Genomic DNA, 16,195 nt, shown 5'->3' on the forward strand with positions numbered 1-16,195 from the left:
ACCACCTCCACTCAGATCCCCCGTGAGTTGGGCGGGTCCAACGAGTTTGGTTGGGCGCCGACCCGTTCCCTCCGGGTCCGCGACCGAGGAGCGGGTGCCGGGGCGACCGCCCGGCTGTCACCTGGGCGGGGCGGGCGATCACGGCAGCTGGGGTGCTGCCGGGTCCCCGGTGCTCCTCGGCGGGACGTCCCGTGCGGCGTCCGGCCATCCCCCCAGGGAAGGCCGGACGGTGCACGGGTGTCCACTGCCGCCGGCGGGCTTCGTCGCCCCCGTTCCTGTGGTGGCCACGAGTTGCTCCGCCGGCGCGACGGCCCGTCCTCCCGTTGGTCTCCCCTTGGGCCGTCTGCCGCTACGGTGCACGGCCGTTCGTGCGCATTCCTTGCAAGGTTTCTGCATTGCGCTGGTCAAGCCGATATTCGTGTCGCCTGTGGTTCCGCCCGTGCCGGGGCGGAGCGAGGGGGGCGGGGCTATGACGGTCGAGCTGGGTGTGCTCGGTGAGGTGACCGCGCACGTGGACGGGCGGGTCGTGGACCTGGGGCCCGCGCGGCAGCGGTGCGTGCTGGCGGCGCTGGCGGTGGACGCGGGCCGGGTGGTGCCGGCGGACCAGCTGGTGGAACGGGTGTGGGGTGCGGACACCCCGAGACGGGGCCGGGCGACGTTGCAGAGCTACGTCTCGCGGTTGCGCGGCGCCCTGCCGGTGGACGGCCCCGGGATCGTCCTGCGGTCCGGGGGCTACGCGCTGGTGCTGGACGGTGCGGACCACGTGGTGGACCTGCACCGGTTCCGCGAGCTGCGTGCCACGGCCCGCGGTGCGACCGGCGGGCAGGCGGTGGCGTTGCTGACCGAGGCCGTGGCCTTGCGGCGAGGAGAACCGCTGACCGGCCTGACGGGGGAGTGGGCCGAGGCCGTGCGCGACGAGCTGCTGCAGGAGCTGCTCGCCGCGGACCAGGACCTGGTCGACGCCCGGTTGCGGGCCGGCGACGGCGAGGACCTGCTGGCGGAGCTCGCGGCCCGCGCCGCGCGGCACCCGCTGGACGAGCGCACGGCCGGGCAGTACCTGCTCGCCCTGCACCGCAGCGGGCGGACCGCCGACGCACTGCGGCACTACCAGCGGCTGCGCGGGAGGCTGGTCGAGGAGCTGGGCGCCGACCCCGGCCCGCGGCTGCGGGAGCTGCACCAGCGGATCCTGGCCGCGGACTCGACGTTGTCCGTCGCGCCTCCCGCGGCGCCCCCGGCGGTCGTGCCGCGGCAGCTGCCCGCCACCCCGGCGCACTTCACCGGCCGCGCCGACGAGCTCGCGTCGCTGACCGCCACGCTCGACGAGTCCGGGCCCGACCGGACGGTGGTGATCTCCGCGATCGGCGGCACCGGCGGCATCGGCAAGACCTGGCTCGCCGTGCACTGGGCCCACCAGCGGCTGGACCGGTTCCCGGACGGCCAGCTCTTCGTCGACCTGCGCGGGTTCAGCCCGGCGGGCGCGCCGATGGCGTCGGCCGCCGCGGTGCGGGGGTTCCTCGACGCGCTGGGCGCGGACCCCGGCAGGATCCCGGTCGACCCGCACGCGCAGACGGCGTTGTTCCGCAGCCTGGTCGCGGGCAGGCGGATGCTGATCGTGCTGGACAACGCCGCCGGTACCGAGCAGGTGCTGCCCCTGCTGCCGGGCGGCAGCTCGTGCACCGTGCTGATCACCAGCCGCGCGACGCTCACCGGTGTGCTCACCCGGCACAGCGCGCACCACCTGGCCCTCGGGACGATGACCGACGACGAGGCCCGCGCCGTGCTGGTCCGCCGGCTCGGCGCGGACCGGGTCGCCGCCGAACCGGACGCCGTGGCGGAGCTGATCGGGTTCTGCGACGGGTTGCCGCTGGCGCTGGGCATCATCGCCGCCCGCGCGCACACGCACCCGAGCGTGCCGCTGGCCGAGTTCGCCGCGGACCTGCGGGAGCTGGGCATGGCCGTGCTGGAGGAACCCTCCACCGGGGTGCCCACGGTGCTGTCGTGGTCATACCGCGTGCTGACTCCTGAGCAGCAGCGGGTGTTCTGCCTGCTCGGCGTCGCGCCCGGCCCGGACATCGGCCTGCCCGCCGTCGCCGCGCTGACCGGTCTGCCGGCGACCCGTGCCGCGCGGGTCCTGCGCGACCTCCAGGACGCGTCCCTGCTGAACCGCGGGCCGAACGGGCGGTTCTCGATGCACGACCTGATCCGCCGCTACGCCACCGAGGTCGCCGAGGAGCAGCCGCGGGAGGACGCGTTGCGCCGCGTCGTCGGCTTCTACCTGCACACGGCCAACGCCGCCGACCAGCTCCTCGACCCGCGCCGTGAGCCCCTGGAGCTCGACCCGCTCGACGCCGGCTGCCTCCCGCAGCCGGTGCCGGGCTTCGCGGCGGCCGTGGCCTGGTTCGACACCGAGCACCTGAACCTGCAGGCCGCCCAGCAGACCGCCGCCGCCCACCTCTGGCACCGGCAGGTGTGGCAGCTGGCCTGGACCCTCGGCATCTACCAGCTGCGCCGCGGGCACCGCCGCGACCGGGTCGCCGTCTGGCAGGCGGGCCTCACCGCCGCCGGCCACCTCCGCGACCCGGCGACCGACCTCCTCGTCCACCGCCAGCTCGGCAACGCCTACACCGAGCTGGGCTGGCACGACGAGGCGGTGGACCACCTGAACCGCGCCCTCGCCCTGGCCCGGCGGCAGGACGACCCGGCCGGAGAGGCCCACACCCACCGCATGCTCGCGTGGGCGTGGGGCCTGGCCCACGACGACGAGCGGGCACTCGACCACTCCACCAGCGCACTGGAGCTGTACCGCGCCATCGGCAACCCCACCTGGGAAGCCCACATGCTCAACTCGGCCAGCTGGTACATCGCCCGGCTCGGCGACCACGACCGGGCCCGCGACCACTGCCACACCGCGCTGAAGCTCTACCACCTCAACCCCGACCCCGACGGCGAGGCGGCCACCTGGGACACCCTGGGCTACATCGACCACAGCAGCGGCCTGCACGCCGAGGCCGTCGGCCACTACCGCCGGGCCCAGGCCCTGCTCCGCGACTTGGGCGCGCTCGTCCAGGTGGCCGGCACCCTGGAACGGCTGGGCGAACCGCACGCGGCACTGGGCCAGCACGCCGAGGCCCGCGCGGTGTGGCGCGAGGCGCTGGAGCTGTACCGGGACCAGGGCCGCGACGACGACGCCGCCCGCGTGCAGCGCCTGCTCGACGGCGCCGACCCGTCCGGCGAGACGCAACCACCGGCGTGACAGCCGTTTCTGTGCCTACTATCCGACGTGGACAGTCGACGTCACCGGGAGGTCGGACCTTGGCGCGCCACACGTTCACCACGCTGATCGAGCTCAACGGCAAGACGGCGACCGGCTTCCGCGTGCCCGCGGCCGTCGTCGAGGCGCTGGGCCAGGGCAGGAAGCCGAAGGTGCTGGTGACCATCGGCGCCCACACCTACCGCAGCACGGTGGCGGTGTACGACGGCGACTTCATGCTGGGGGTGAGCGCCGCCAACCGGGAGGCGGCGGGCGTCAGCGCCGGCGACACCGTCGAGGTCGCGCTGGAACCCGACCTCGCGGAACGCACGGTCGAGGTGCCGGACGACCTGGCGGCGGCGCTCGACCGCCGTCCCGGCGCCCGTGCCGCGTTCACCGCCCTGTCGTACAGCAACCAGCGGCAGCGGGCGGAGGCGGTGGCGGCGGCCAAGCAGCCGGAGACCCGTGCGCGGCGGATCGAGAAGATCGTCGCCGAGCTCTCCTGACACGCCTCGGGCGGTGGCCCCCGGACGAACCGAGGACCACCGCCCGAGACCGTCAGCCCACCCTCACCTGCGAGGTGCGGCCGCCATCAACGCCATCGCACCCTTGGCGAGCGCGATTCCCGTTGCCGCGACACGGCTTTCGTTCAGCGGTGCCGCCGGGTCCGACACCATGACGCTGACGACCAGCGAGCGGCCGTCGGCCGTGCGCGCCAGGTAGTTCAGCGTCAGCACGCCGGGTTCGCTGCCGCCCTTGAACCAGACCTCCGGGAACGCCGTCCGGTCGAGGCGCAGACCGCCGTCGTTGAGCGACAGCGCGTGCGCGATCTCCGGCTGGTTCTGCGCGCGCAGGCCGGAGTAGGCGCGGCAGATGTCGTCCGGCGAGCCGAACCACTCGATCCTGTCGATCTCGCGCGGCTGCGTCCAGGCGGTCAGGCCCGTGAGCGGCAGCCGTTCGAGGCCCGCGACCGCCGCCGGACGCGCCCAGCGGGGGAGCGCCAGGTAGGCGTCCATCCTGGAGGTGTCCTTCGTGGCCTTGAGCTCGAACATCGCCTTGGTCGTCAGGAACGGGACGTTCGCCGACGGCCGCTGGTTGCCGAACGCGACGAGCTGCCGCTCGACGGCGCCGCGGCCCAGCCGGTGGATCAGGTGGTCGGTCGCCGTGTTGTCGCTGATCGAGATCATCTTGTCGGCGTACTCGGTCAGCGGCAACGGCGTGCCGGCCGGCTGGTTCTGCAGCTCGCCGGACGGCAGGCTCTTCCAGTCGTCGCGGATCGCGAGCGTGTCGGTCCACGACGCCCGGTGCTCGGCGACGGCCTTGCCCAGCGCGCCCAGGACGTAGAGCTTGAAGCCCGAGCCGAGCGGCCGTTGCACGGTGTCGTCGACCCCGTGCACGTCCCGGCACCGGCCGTCCGGCTGGATCTCCGAGGCACCGAACGAGACCCTGCTCCCGAGCGCCGCGAGGCGGCTGTCCAGCTCCGCCCACGACGTCGGCACCGGGGCGTCCGGCGTCGCGCGCAGGCCGTCGACCAGACCGGCCTGGTCGACGTGGAGGTCCAGGAGGTAGTCGTTCACCGGGCTGCTGACCGCCGCCTGGACGTGCTCGGGCGTCTCGGTGACGACCCGCTTCACCTGCAGCCTGCCGAGTCCGGTGAGCGCGGCGTTGACTCCCGCCGGGCCACCGGCCGCGTCGAGCAGGACCTGTGCCACGTGCTGGCGCACCTCGTCCTCGGCCACCGGCACGCGTCCGGTGGCGTCGACGACCCATCCCAGCTGTTCCCCCGCCGTGGGCACCTCGGCGGCGTGGGCGGCCGGAGCCACCAACGCCGCGAGGAGCACGGCAACACCCACTACTGCTGTTCTCATCGTTCCCCCGTTTCCAGAGCTCACACTGCTTCGGGTGGGCGGATCAACAGCCCCGCCACCCGTCCGTCGGCGCGGTAGGTCACCTGCACGACCCGTTCGCCGGCCTCGAACGCCAGTGGCACGTGGACGAGCGTGTACTCACCCGCGGACCACGCGTACGGCGTTCCCGACCTCTCGAAACTCCCGACCGACCCGGCCACCTGGGCCCACGCGACGCTCAGCTTCTCCTCGTCGATCTCGGCGCGCATGGGCTCGTCGAAGTCCTGCATCACCTCATGCCACCGGCACGCGACGACGTCGGCGACGAGCCCTTCTGCGCGCTGGACCGCGTCGGGCAGCTGCAGCACCGCCAGCGACGCTCCCGTCGTCGGGTCGGTCGGCCGGCCGAACCGCTGGAACGCGGCCTGCCGGCTGGTGCCCAGCAGGTCGCCGATCTCCTGCCAGGTGTGCCCGGCCTCCCTGGCCGCCTCGACCGCCTCGCGCAGTGTCGCCTCCGCGTCGCGGACTCTCCGCAACGCCTCGCTCACCGCGGCCAACGGCCCGTCGGGCACGGTGTCAACAATGGATTGACGCGGACGAGTTGTCAAGTCATCGTTTACGTGCGCCCGCTGCCGGCGGGCGGCGCTCCGGCAGGTGGCGTTGCAGTACCGGCGGTTTCGGCCAGCGCCAACGCGAGGAGGAAGCGGCGAGCCGCAGGCTTCGCAGTTCATGAGCGTGAGTCTAGCGCACGGAATTCCAAAGCGTGCCGGAGTGTGTGGCACGAAATAGTGCTGGCTGGTGCCGCGGCCACGAGAGCAGGGCTGAACTGCGCGACGAGGCTGGGCGTATCCCTCGATGAGCGGCGCGCACCGCCGCACCGGTGCACCCGACCGAGGAGAGCGGATGAGTCCCTCAGCCCAGATCGCGTTCCGCATCGCCATCGCGTTCCTGGTGGTCGGCGTGACCGGTGCGTCGGTGGCCGCGGTGGTCGGTCTGGTGCTGTCCAACGCCGTGTCCTCGGCCGTCGCGAAGGTGTCGCTGTGCGCCAGGGACGGCGTGGCTCCGGCCGGTGGTGACGACTACCTCGCGCAGAACAACGTGTGGAACGCGGAGACGTCGCAGTGCGTCACGGTCGGGGACCAGTCGTTGCGGATCGACAGCGCCGCGCACGACCTCAAGCCGGGTGGTGCGCCCGCTTCCTCGCCGTCGTTGTTCCGGGGCTGCCACTGGCAGGAGTGCACCGACGTCGGCGACCTGCCGGTCCAGGTGTCGGCGATGCCGCGCATCACCAGCGACTGGGCCAGCACGCAGGTCGACAGCGGAATCTACAACGCCGCCTATGTCGTGTGGTTCCACAGCGGGCCCGTCGCCGACGGCACGCCCGACGGCGCGGAGATGGTGATCTGGCTCCGCAGCCGCGGCGGTGTCCGGCCGGGAGGGTCCCTGCTGGCCGGCGAGGTGCCGATCTCGGGCGCCCGCTGGAACGTGTGGCTCGCCCGCGACCAGGACCGCGTCCGCATCACCTACGAACGCGTCGGCGAGGTCACCGAGGTCAGCGGCCTCGACATCAGCGCGTTCACCGAGGACTCCGTCGGCAGGGGACAGGTCTCGCTGGACTGGTACCTGGTCGCGGTCGAGGCCGGCTTCAACCTGTGGAGCGGGGGAGCCGGCAACGCCGTCGAGAAGTTCTCCGTCTCCGTCGACGGCCGGCCGTGATCACTCCAGCACGAACGTCGCGTCCGTTCTGGCCTGCGCGTCGCTCGCTGCCTGGAGGTTGAGCAGCCCGTTGGCGTTGCGCAGGTAGAGGCCGGGGAAGTTGACCGACTCGAACGACACCGCCGAGCTCGCGGCGAGCCCAGCGCGTTGCAGGAAGCTGGCGTCGTTGCGGAACAGAGTGCTGCCGTCGTTGCGCTCGACCCACAGCTCGTTGTTGCGGTGCCGCAGGTAGTAGCCGGGGAAGTTCGTCGACTCCAGCGACACCGTGCCGGAGCCCGTCAGCCCCGTGACGACCTTGAACTGCGAGTCCGCCAACGGGGACACGGTCGCCTCCACCCGTGCCCGGTACTCCCAGTGCCGCACGAAGCGGTCCGCCGCGGCGTACGAGCGGAGCCGGACCGGGGTGGCGCCGTCGGGCACCGGGATGCCGAAGTCCGGTGTGCCGTCGGACTTGTAGTAGACCTTCTGCACGCGGGTGCGGCGGTTGGGGTCGTTGAGCGGGTCGCCGCTGATGTCGCGGTAGTTGCGGTCGTGGTAGACCATGACGTCGCTGCTGCCGTCCTCGGACACCGTGAACGAGTTGTGGCCGGGCCCGTACTGCCCGGTCGCGTCGTTGGTCGTGAACACCGGGTTCGCGCTCTTGGTCCACGACGCGGGGTTGAGCAGGTCCGCGGACGCCGGCGCGGTCAGCATGCCGAGGCAGTAGTTCGCGTCGGTGGCGCTGGCCGAGTAGGTGAGGAACACCTTCCCGTTGCGCTGCAACACGGTCGGGCCCTCCGCCACCTTGTAGCCGCGGGTCTCCCACGAGAGCGTCGGCACCGTCAGCCGGGTCACCGTGCCGGTGATCGTCCACGGCGTCGAGCCCGTCCTGGCCAGGTAGACGTTGGAGTTCGTCGAGATGCCCGGCTCCTGCTGCGCCCACGTCAGGTAGCGGATGCCGTTGTGCACGAACGTCGACGCGTCCAGCGAGAAGGTGTCCCAGGGCGTCGTGATGCGGCCGCGCTCGGTCCACGTGCCCGACAACGGGTTGGAGCCCGAGCTCTCCAGCACGTACATCCGGATGCGCCAGATGTCGTCGCTGCGCCCCGCGGCGAAGTAGACGTACCACTTCCCGTCGATGAAGTGGATCTCCGGAGCCCAGATGTGGGCGGCCATCTCGCCGCTGGGGTGCTTGCGCCAGATGACGGTCTCGGCCGCCGAGGCCAGTCCCTGGATCGTGGTCGCGCGGCGCAGGACGATCCGGTCGTACTCCGGCACGGTCGCGGTGAAGTAGTAGAAGCCGTCGGTGTGCTTGAAGACGTGCGGATCGGCGCGCCGTTCCGCGATCGGGTTGGTGTAGCGGGCCGCGGGCGTCGCACTCGCTTGAGGCATGGGCATCCACGTCAGGACGAGCACCAGCACGGCCAAGCGCAGGAGAGCGTTCCTCATCGACTGTCCTTTCAGGCCAGTGGTGCGGTGACGGTGAAGGACGCGTCCCCGGCGAACGCGGCGTCGGAGGTGCGCCAGTCGACCCGCAGCTCGTAGTTCTGGTGGCGGAGGAACCGGCCGGGGTGGGAGTAGGACTCGAACGACGTGCTGCCGCCTCCGGCGAGTCCGGCCCGGCCGCAGAACGTGGCGTCGCGGGCGAAGGTGGCGTCACCGGTGCCCGTGTCGAGCCGGACGCGGAACCCGTAGTGCCTCAGGTAGCGGTCCGGGTAGTTGACCGACCGGAGCGAGTAGCAGCTCGCGTTCGCCAGTCCGGCCACCACGGTGAAGGTCGCGTCCTGGCGGGTGGTGAGGGCACTGGATGCGCTCACGGACTCCAGGTAGCCGAGGTTGTCGCGGTGGCGGACGTACCGGTCGGGGACGTTGACCGACCGCAGCGACCGCGTGCCCGTCGGCACCGCCGTGCCGTCACCGGAGTCCTCGCGCAGCACGGTGAAGTGCCGCGCGGTGCCGGAGAGCCCGGTCAGCTCGACCTTGCCGCCGAAGCTCGTGAGGTCCGTGCTGTCGGCGTGGAAGTACCGTCGCTGGCCGTATTGGTCGAAGTAGATCCGCCACCGGCCGTCCGGCAGCCGCACGAGCGCGGGTCCTTCGAGCCCGGCGCCCCAGCCCGCCCAGTCGCCCGTGCCGACGAACGTCCACGGCCCGGTCAGCGACGGGGCGGTGGCGTGCTCGACGTACTTCGTCGTCTCGTTCTTGAGGAAGTTGTGGTAGGTGCCGCCGGCCTTGACCAGGAAGCTGTCGATGTAGTTGGCCGGGATGCCGAGCGCCACCGGGCTGGTCCACGACGACAGGTCCGCGTTCGTCGCGGTGATCCGGTAGGGGCGGAACTGCCCGGCCGTCCCGGTGGTGGACGCGGAGAAGACCACGTGCACGCTGCCGTCGGAGTCCCTGAACCACTCCGGTGCCCACGTGCTGCCGGTGGTCCCGTTCAGACCCACCCGCACGGTGCGCAGGAACGTCCAGTTCACGTAGTCCGCACTGCGGGCGAAGCCGATCGTGTCGCCCGTCCAGTTCGTGGTGTGGACGATGTAGTAGTAGCCGTCGGTGTGCCGCAGGACGCTGGGATCGCGGATCAGGCCCGACGGCGGGGTGTAGGCGTTGGCTCTGACTTGGGTGAAGCCGGTCGCGTTCGCCGAGTCGTAGACGTACATGTTCGACTCGCTGCTGTTCGTGAACGCGGTCATCAGGTAGTGCGGCACGGGTCCGGCGGCCGACGCGGCGGGACTGGCCGCCACGACGAACGCGGTCACAACGGCGATCGACGCGAGCCTTTTCGGTACACCGAAGGCACGCGGCAGGGAGAAACGCATGGGACTCCTTGCGCCAGTGAGAGGGGTCCGCAGGGTTAGCGTTAACACTATGTGGCACTGCTGTGCAGCAGGGCAATGCTGGCGCCACCAAAGAATCGAAGTGAGCGATAACACTCAGGAGCGCGCGTGAAATTCGCTGTCGAATTCGATTCGAACGCTATTCCTGGAGATCGGCGAGGCGTGCGGCACGGACGTCCGCCGGCAGTGCCTCCGCCAGTTCGCGCAGCAGTGGCAACGGGACCGCCGAGTAGGCCGCGAAGCGGTGGTACGGCTTGATCATCGGGTGGAAGCGCTCCGGCAGGCCGCCCGACCGGGCCAACGCCGTGAGCGCGGTGCCGATGCGCAGGGCCGGGACCTTGAACGCGAGATCGTAGCCGTCCACTTCGGACACTGCCCGCAGCCAGTCGTCGAGGAACGCCTCGGCCTGTGCGCGGTGACCGCCGAGCGCGTCGGCGAAGACCGAGCACAGCGTGAGCTCCACGGCGTCCTCGTGCGCCCGCCGGAGGGTGAGACTGGTCGACTCCTCCTTGCCGCCCGGCCGGCGGGGTGCGAACACCTCGCCGAGCGCGGACCAGGCGTCCACTTCGGACAGAGCGGCGAGCGCGGACTCCCGGTCGTCCGCGGCGAGCAGGCCGTCCTCCAGCACGAACCACAGCAGGCCCCGGGACGTCCGTCGGCTCAGTTCACCGGTCGCGATGCCGAGCAACCGCTGCACCGCGCCGATCGTTCCCGGGACGTCGACCCACAGGTAGCCGATGTCCGCGCCGGTGATCGTGTCGGGCGAGGAGCGAAGCGCCGTCTCCAAGGTCGTGCGCTGGGCCGCCGTCAGCTCCTCCGGTGCCAGCGGCCGGTAACCGTCGCCGCTGGGACGGAACTGCCGCGCCATCCGTTCGAGCAGGCGAACGTGCAGGTTCGGCCGCTGGTTCCCCTGCGCCGCCAACAGTTCGTCGTCCTCCGTGCCGAAACTCCAGGCCGCGGCGGCCAGGTCGGCGAGGTCCGGCGTCCACGCGTCGACCACGGGGTACTCGCCCTGCGCGAGGTGATGCAGCAGCGCCCGCGAGTAGTCGTCGGCGAATCCCGAGTAGACCACGCACGCGGCGGCAGCACCTCGCACGTGCAACGAAGGGCTGTTCATCATCAGATCCCGTGCCGTGGCAACGTGTTCCACCCTGGCGTCGGTCCGCCTCGCACCGCCCGGCGTGACACCGTTGTCCCGTGCGGCGAGGAACGCGTGCGCCAGGCAGAGGCCCGCGGTCGCGTCCGCCGTGAGCTCCGGCAGCTCCTCCGGCTCCCGGCCCAGCAACACCAGCAGCCGCAACGCCTCGTCGTCGCCGGTGCGCTTCCACATCGCCTCGACGTCGCCGGCGAACTCCGCGACCTCTCCCGCGTACTCGGTGCCGATCCTGGCGGCTTCGTCGGGCCGCGTCACGAAGTGCGTCTCACCGACCGCGATCCTGGCCAGGAACTGCAGTGCCGCCGGGTTGTCGCGGCGGACGAGCTCGGCCAGGAACGGGATCGCGGCCCGGGACGCCGTGTAGACCGAACCCTGGTGCGTGGTGGCGGAGTACAGACCGTAGGCGCCGAACATCTGGTCGCCCTCGTCGTCACTCGTGAGCGCCTCGATGAACAACGGCGTCTGGTCCGCCGTGTCGTACGCGTCCTCGAGGGCCGCCCAGTCGACGTCGGCCATCCCGGCGGGCGGAGCGGTGGCGCCGCGCAACGGCGGGCGCTCCTCGTCGCCCCAGTCCGGCTCCGCGTACTCCGGCAGCTCGAAGGCGGGCAGGTCATCGGCGTTGAACACGGTTACGTCCCACCAGGTCGAGGAGATCGGTGGAGGCTAGCAACCGCCCCGAACCGTCCGTGTGACCACGTTCCCGGACGCCGGTTCAGTCGCTAGGGTCAGGTAACTGATCAAGGGGGAATTGGCGTGAGGACCTGGAAGATCACGGCCGCGCTCGTCCTGGCGGCGGCGGCGGTGGCCGCGGGCCTGCCGGCGCAGGCAGGCGAGCTGGGTGCACTCGGCTTCGGGACGCAGGTCCCCGTGAGGGTGACCACCGGCATGTACGCGGCCCCCGGCCTCAGCACGCCCCGCGTCGGCACGGCCCAGGTCGGCGACAACGTGGCGGCGGTGTGCCGCCAGCAGGACAGCAACGGGCAGCTGATGGTGCTCGGCATCGACCGCACCGGCCGCACCGGCTCGCAGTGGTCCAACACCGCGGGCTTCATCTGGCCCTTCGACCTGGACAACGTCCCGACGAGCCTGCTCACCTGCACGGCCTTCCGGTCGTACCCCACGCTGCGGGACACCGGGCTGTACTCCGCTCCCGGCCTGAGCACGCCGAGGCCCGGCACGGTCTGGGCGGGCGAGAGGTTCTTCGCGATCTGCAAGATCCCCGACAGCAACGGCCGGCGCATGGTGCTGGGTGTCGCCGAGTCCGGGCGGGCCGGAGTCCAGTTCGCCAACACGGCGGGCTACGTCTGGGACGACGACATCAACAAGTCGGAGTTCGGCACCGATAGCCTGTCCGACTGCGGCGTGAGCTGATCCGTCGGCGGCACGCAGCCGATCGCTGGTGCTCACGCCGCGGCGCGAGCACCAGCACTGGGACGCGTCCGCGGTGAAGCCCCATGCGCCGCTGCCGACGGCGGACGTGCCGTCGCCGAGCTTCTCCTTGCCGACCTGCCAGGTGTCCACGACGTCGAAGAAGTCGTTGACGTCACGCACATCGGGATCAACGCCGCACCGCACCCGCGATACTCGGCAGGGTGAGTGCCTTGGTCAACGCGGTCACGGTGGCCACGGTCCCGGTGGGAGCGGTGATCGGCACCGCGCTGGCCGGCCTGATGGGGCTGACCTCGGCGATGCTGGTGCTCGCGGCGGTCGCGGCCGTCACGCCGGCCTTCTACTGGACGCGCGGGTTCCGCGCCGTCACCTGACACCCTCGCACTGACGCGGAGTGGGCACGGCGAGCTCTCCGCGCAAAGCCTCCAGAACGGGCTGCCGCACCACCAGAACGGGACACGGCGCGTGATCCATCGCCGCCCTCGCAACAGTTCCGCGAGTCTGACCGGAACCGACCACGACCAGATCGGTGTCGGTGCACCGGGCGATCACCTCGAGAGGATGCTCGGGAACCACCATCGCACGGTGTGCGAACCCGCCCAGCACGGCCGCGGCGCGGTCCAGCACGTGGTCGATCCCGGGGACGGCCGCGTGCAGGACGAGGAGCCGGGCGCCACGTCGCCGGGCGAAGTCGGCGGCGTGGCGCAGCACCCGGCCGTCGCCCGGTCCGCCGCTGACCAGTGCGGTCACGTGGCGGTGCCGGGCGTCGATGGCTGCCGTGGTGCCTCGTACGACCACGGTGTCGCACTGCGTCGTGAGCTGCCCGGTGCCGCGGTGGCCGACCACCACGAGCTGGGCGCGGAAGTCGTCGTGCGGGCGGTGGATCTCGAAGCCGGTGCCGATCGACTGGGCGTGGGCGGCCGCCCACCTCAGCGCGTTCTCGTCACGTCTGGCGCCGTCCTGGATGATCACGACTGGGTGCATGCGTAGACGATGCGTGCTTGCCCCCGTTCGGAGCAGAGCGGGAAGGGACGTCTGTGCCGGGACCAAAGTCCTGTCGCGACGAGGCTGGTCGGCCGAAAACAGTGCGGGCGTGACCGATGGCCGGCGAGCCCGTGCAGGTGAACGCTCACTGCTGAGCGGCGAGGGCATCACCGAGCGGCGTGCGGCGGTAGAGCACCGACCGGCCGGACCGCGCTTTGCTCAACAACCCCGCCCGGCGCAGGACGGTCAGGTGGTCACCGACGGCGCTGGGCGCCATGCCGAGGCTCCTGGCGAGCTGCGTGGTGCTGGCCGGGTCGTCCAGCTCGGCCAGCAGCTGGGCGCGGGAGCGGCCGATCAGGTCGCCGATCGCGCCGGGGTCGGCCGGTGTGGTCGGCTCCCACAGCGCCGAGATGCCGCGGGCCGGGTAGACCAGCGCCTTCGGCCAGGGGCGTTCGGTGTAGGCGGAGACGTTCGGCCACACGAACACGGACGGGATGAGCAGCAGGCCGGCGCCTTTCAGGTCGATGGTGGCGCTCGCGTACCGGAGCTGGATCTCGATCGCGCCGTCGTGCCAGCGCGTGCGCGGGTCGAGGCCGGCGATCGCGGCCGCCCAGCCCTCGCGGCTCAGCAGGCCGGCGCGGTGCACGACGTCGCGTTCGCAGATCGCCCGCAGCCGCGGCCAGTCGTCGGCGAGCAGCTCGTGCCAGGCGATCTCCAGCACGTCCGCGATCCTGGCGACGACGTGGCGGCCGCGCAGGACCGAGAGGACCCGCTGGTCGTCGGTGGGCCGGTGGCGCAGGCATTCTGCGATTTCCTCGCGGGCCAACGACAACGGGGTGGCGCGCACCCTGGCCAGGTCGTCGTCGACGGTCTGGGCGAGGCCCTGCGGGGGTGGTGCGACGAAGTCGGCGCCGTACTGCGGCGCGCAGAGCGCCAGCACGGCGTCCAGCTCGGTCTCCGCGCGCAGCCGCCGGTAGACCGGGCGCAGCCGCTCGGACCAGTCGCGCGGCAGCGGCCTGCCCGCGCGGCCGGAGAGCCTGCGCAGCAGCTTGTCCAGCTCCAGCAGGGGAGCGATGGCGAACCTGCTCGCCAGCAGGTCGCCGGCACCGGCGGTGAACCTCAGCACGGACCGACCTTACGTCCAGGAACGGATCTGTGGCGGTCGGGAGGACCGGCGTGGACGCTGGGGGCATGTCCGTCCACGACACTCGCGCGACCTTCGCCCACGTGCTGACCCGCCCGGTCTTCCGGGAGCTGCTGGCCACCCGCGTGATCGCCATCGCCGCCGACGTGCTGCGCACCGTGGCCCTGTCGACCACGATCTTCACGACCACCGGGTCACCGCTGCTGGCGGCGCTGGCGTTCGGGCTGGCGTTCGTGCCGCAGGCGTTCACCGGGGTGCTGTTCGGGGCTCTCACGGACCGCGTCCGCCCGCGCACGCTGATCGTGGGCTCGTACCTGGTCTCCGGCACGGCCACCGGCCTGCTCGGCCTGGTCACGCCGCCCACCTGGGTCGTGCTGACCGTCATCACGCTGATCGGCTGTCTCGGACCGGCGCTGAACGGCACCTCGGGCCGGCTCGTGGCCGACGTGCTCGACGGGGACGCGTACGTCCTCGGCCGCTCGGTGATGTCGATGGCGATGTCGTTCGCACAGCTCGGCGGGCTGGCGGTCGGCGGGCTCGCGGTGGCCGCGTTCGGGGTGCCGGACGCGCTGATGATCAGTGCCGCCGCCGTGCTGGGGTCGGGGGTCGTGGCGAGGCTGCTGCTGCCGGACCTGCCTGCCGCCCCCGGCGACGGGAACGTGGTGCGCCAGGGCCTGACGGGGACGCGGCAACTGCTGGCGGACCGGACGACGCGGACGTTGCTGCTCGCCCAGTGGCTGCCACCCGCGTTCGTCGTCGGCGCCGAGAGCCTGCTCGTCTCCTACGCCCTCGACCGCGGCTTCACGACCGGCGCTGCGGGCCTCATGCTCGCCGCCCTGCCGGTCGGCATGATCGTCGGGGAGTTCCTGGTCGCGCGCTTCCTCGCCCCCGCGACCCGCCAACGGGTCGTGCCCGCGCTGATCGCGTTGCTCGGCCTCCCGTTGCCGGGACTCGCGTTCGACCTGCCCGTCGCCGCCTGCTGCGCGTTGCTCGTCGTCAGCGGGGCGGGGTTCGCCTACGGCCTGGGCATCGCGGCGCCCTTCCGCGACGCCGTGCCCGAGGAACGGCGCGGCCAGTCGTTCACCGTGCTGTCGGCCGGGCTGATGACCGCGCAGGGCCTGGGCCCGGCCGTCTGGGGAGCGGTCGCCGAGGTCGTCCCGATCGGTCACGCCATCGCGGCCGCGGGTGTCGTCACGGTGCTGACCGCGGTCGTGTTCCGCTCGGTGCCGGCGGGACCGCGCGTCAGTCCGCCTCCTGGTCGGCCAGGGCCTTCTCCAGCCACTCGAGGATGATCTCGACCGCCTGGTCCGGCGGCGCCATCGCCGGGCCGACCGTGAACGAGCGGCGCCACAGCTCGTAGATCTGCCTCTCCTCCGGGTCGACCACGACGTGCCCGTCCGCCCGCAGGCTCTCCACGTGCCGCCGGGTCGGCGCCTTCGCCCACATCGCCGGGTTCAGCTGCGGGAAGAACAGCGACGGGCCGGACGCGGCCAGCAGCGCCGTCTGGCCGGGGGTGGCGGCCAGGCCGAGCGCGGCCGACGCGAGCATGTTGGCCGTCGCGGGCAGCACCACGATGCCGATGGACCGCTGGGCGAGCTCGGTCGGGTTGAGGGACGGGTCGTCGCTCGTGAACACCTCGTCCGCGTGCCACGCGACCACCTGGGGTGACACGAAGCGCTGGGCGCTGTGCGTGAGCAGCACGCGCAGGCCGAGGTCGAGCTCGTTGCCCAGCCGCATGAGGTACGCGGGCAGGCCGATGGCGGCGTTCGAGCCGCACGCGATGATCGTGAGTGCGTCGTCTCGCATGCCCTCAGCGTGCCGCCGGGCCAATGGGTCGTCATGCGTGTGAAGCCCCCATTCCACGTCGTCGGTGGCGGGCAAGTTGCGGACCGCGCC

The 16,195-nt window shown here is 72.1% G+C and carries 14 protein-coding genes; 6 read left to right on the forward strand and 8 right to left on the reverse strand.

The window, feature by feature from the left end:
- The first annotated feature begins 469 nt into the window (after positions 1-469).
- Together ACFWV3_RS00880 and ACFWV3_RS00885 are read left to right on the forward strand one after the other, a co-directional pair.
- Entirely contained in the window at positions 470-3,253 is a 2,784-nt protein-coding gene (locus ACFWV3_RS00880) for a BTAD domain-containing putative transcriptional regulator (RefSeq protein ID WP_382406746.1), read from the forward strand.
- A gap of 59 nt (positions 3,254-3,312) precedes the next feature.
- Positions 3,313-3,756: a YdeI/OmpD-associated family protein gene (locus tag ACFWV3_RS00885; RefSeq protein ID WP_382406748.1), complete on the forward strand. Its 444-nt coding sequence runs from the start codon at positions 3,313-3,315 to the stop codon at positions 3,754-3,756.
- A gap of 63 nt (positions 3,757-3,819) precedes the next feature.
- Here ACFWV3_RS00885 and ACFWV3_RS00890 read toward each other — a convergent pair whose 3' ends face one another.
- Both ACFWV3_RS00890 and ACFWV3_RS00895 read right to left on the reverse strand, forming a co-directional pair.
- On the reverse strand, positions 3,820-5,118 hold the full coding sequence (locus tag ACFWV3_RS00890) for a serine hydrolase (RefSeq protein ID WP_382406750.1): 1,299 nt from the start codon (positions 5,116-5,118) through the stop codon (positions 3,820-3,822).
- A 20-nt stretch (positions 5,119-5,138) separates the two neighbouring features.
- Positions 5,139-5,669: a DUF3887 domain-containing protein gene (locus ACFWV3_RS00895; protein WP_382406752.1), complete on the reverse strand. Its 531-nt coding sequence runs from the start codon at positions 5,667-5,669 to the stop codon at positions 5,139-5,141.
- Positions 5,670-6,000: 331 nt separating this feature from the next.
- Between ACFWV3_RS00895 and ACFWV3_RS00900 the strand changes: the two genes are divergently transcribed.
- On the forward strand, positions 6,001-6,813 hold the full coding sequence (locus ACFWV3_RS00900) for a hypothetical protein (RefSeq protein ID WP_382406754.1): 813 nt from the start codon (positions 6,001-6,003) through the stop codon (positions 6,811-6,813).
- Here the strand turns inward: ACFWV3_RS00900 and ACFWV3_RS00905 are convergent, their stop codons facing one another.
- From ACFWV3_RS00905 to ACFWV3_RS00915, 3 genes are all read right to left on the reverse strand, one after another.
- Entirely contained in the window at positions 6,814-8,241 is a 1,428-nt protein-coding gene (locus ACFWV3_RS00905; RefSeq protein WP_382406756.1) for a family 43 glycosylhydrolase, read from the reverse strand.
- 11 nt (positions 8,242-8,252) lie between these two features.
- Positions 8,253-9,608 (reverse strand): glycoside hydrolase family 43 protein, encoded by a 1,356-nt coding sequence (locus ACFWV3_RS00910; protein WP_382406758.1) that lies wholly within the window; start codon positions 9,606-9,608, stop codon positions 8,253-8,255.
- A gap of 157 nt (positions 9,609-9,765) precedes the next feature.
- A complete protein-coding gene (locus tag ACFWV3_RS00915; protein ID WP_382406760.1) occupies positions 9,766-11,409 on the reverse strand; it encodes a hypothetical protein in 1,644 nt (547 codons plus the stop codon).
- Between the two features lie 126 nt (positions 11,410-11,535).
- Here ACFWV3_RS00915 and ACFWV3_RS00920 point away from each other — a divergent pair, with 126 nt between their 5' ends.
- Entirely contained in the window at positions 11,536-12,153 is a 618-nt protein-coding gene (locus tag ACFWV3_RS00920) for a hypothetical protein (RefSeq protein ID WP_382406762.1), read from the forward strand.
- 221 nt (positions 12,154-12,374) lie between these two features.
- Positions 12,375-12,545 (forward strand): hypothetical protein, encoded by a 171-nt coding sequence (locus ACFWV3_RS00925; protein ID WP_382406764.1) that lies wholly within the window; start codon positions 12,375-12,377, stop codon positions 12,543-12,545.
- On the opposite strand, the gene ACFWV3_RS00930 is transcribed toward ACFWV3_RS00925, so the two are convergent.
- Positions 12,538-13,155 carry a universal stress protein gene (locus tag ACFWV3_RS00930; protein WP_382406766.1) on the reverse strand — a complete coding sequence of 206 codons (618 nt, stop codon included), beginning with the start codon at positions 13,153-13,155 and terminating at the stop codon, positions 12,538-12,540. The two genes, ACFWV3_RS00925 and ACFWV3_RS00930, sit on opposite strands and share 8 nt — an antisense overlap.
- Positions 13,156-13,300: 145 nt before the next feature.
- Positions 13,301-14,281 (reverse strand): DUF5937 family protein, encoded by a 981-nt coding sequence (locus ACFWV3_RS00935; protein WP_382406768.1) that lies wholly within the window; start codon positions 14,279-14,281, stop codon positions 13,301-13,303.
- A 65-nt stretch (positions 14,282-14,346) separates the two neighbouring features.
- Here ACFWV3_RS00935 and ACFWV3_RS00940 point away from each other — a divergent pair, with 65 nt between their 5' ends.
- A complete protein-coding gene (locus ACFWV3_RS00940) occupies positions 14,347-15,591 on the forward strand; it encodes an MFS transporter (protein WP_382406770.1) in 1,245 nt (414 codons plus the stop codon).
- Here ACFWV3_RS00940 and ACFWV3_RS00945 read toward each other — a convergent pair.
- On the reverse strand, positions 15,542-16,105 hold the full coding sequence (locus tag ACFWV3_RS00945; RefSeq protein ID WP_382406772.1) for a flavoprotein: 564 nt from the start codon (positions 16,103-16,105) through the stop codon (positions 15,542-15,544). The two genes, ACFWV3_RS00940 and ACFWV3_RS00945, sit on opposite strands and share 50 nt — an antisense overlap.
- Positions 16,106-16,195: the final 90 nt, after the last annotated feature.

The organism is Lentzea sp. NPDC059081 (assembly GCF_042738015.1).
Lineage (GTDB): Bacteria > Actinomycetota > Actinomycetes > Mycobacteriales > Pseudonocardiaceae > Lentzea.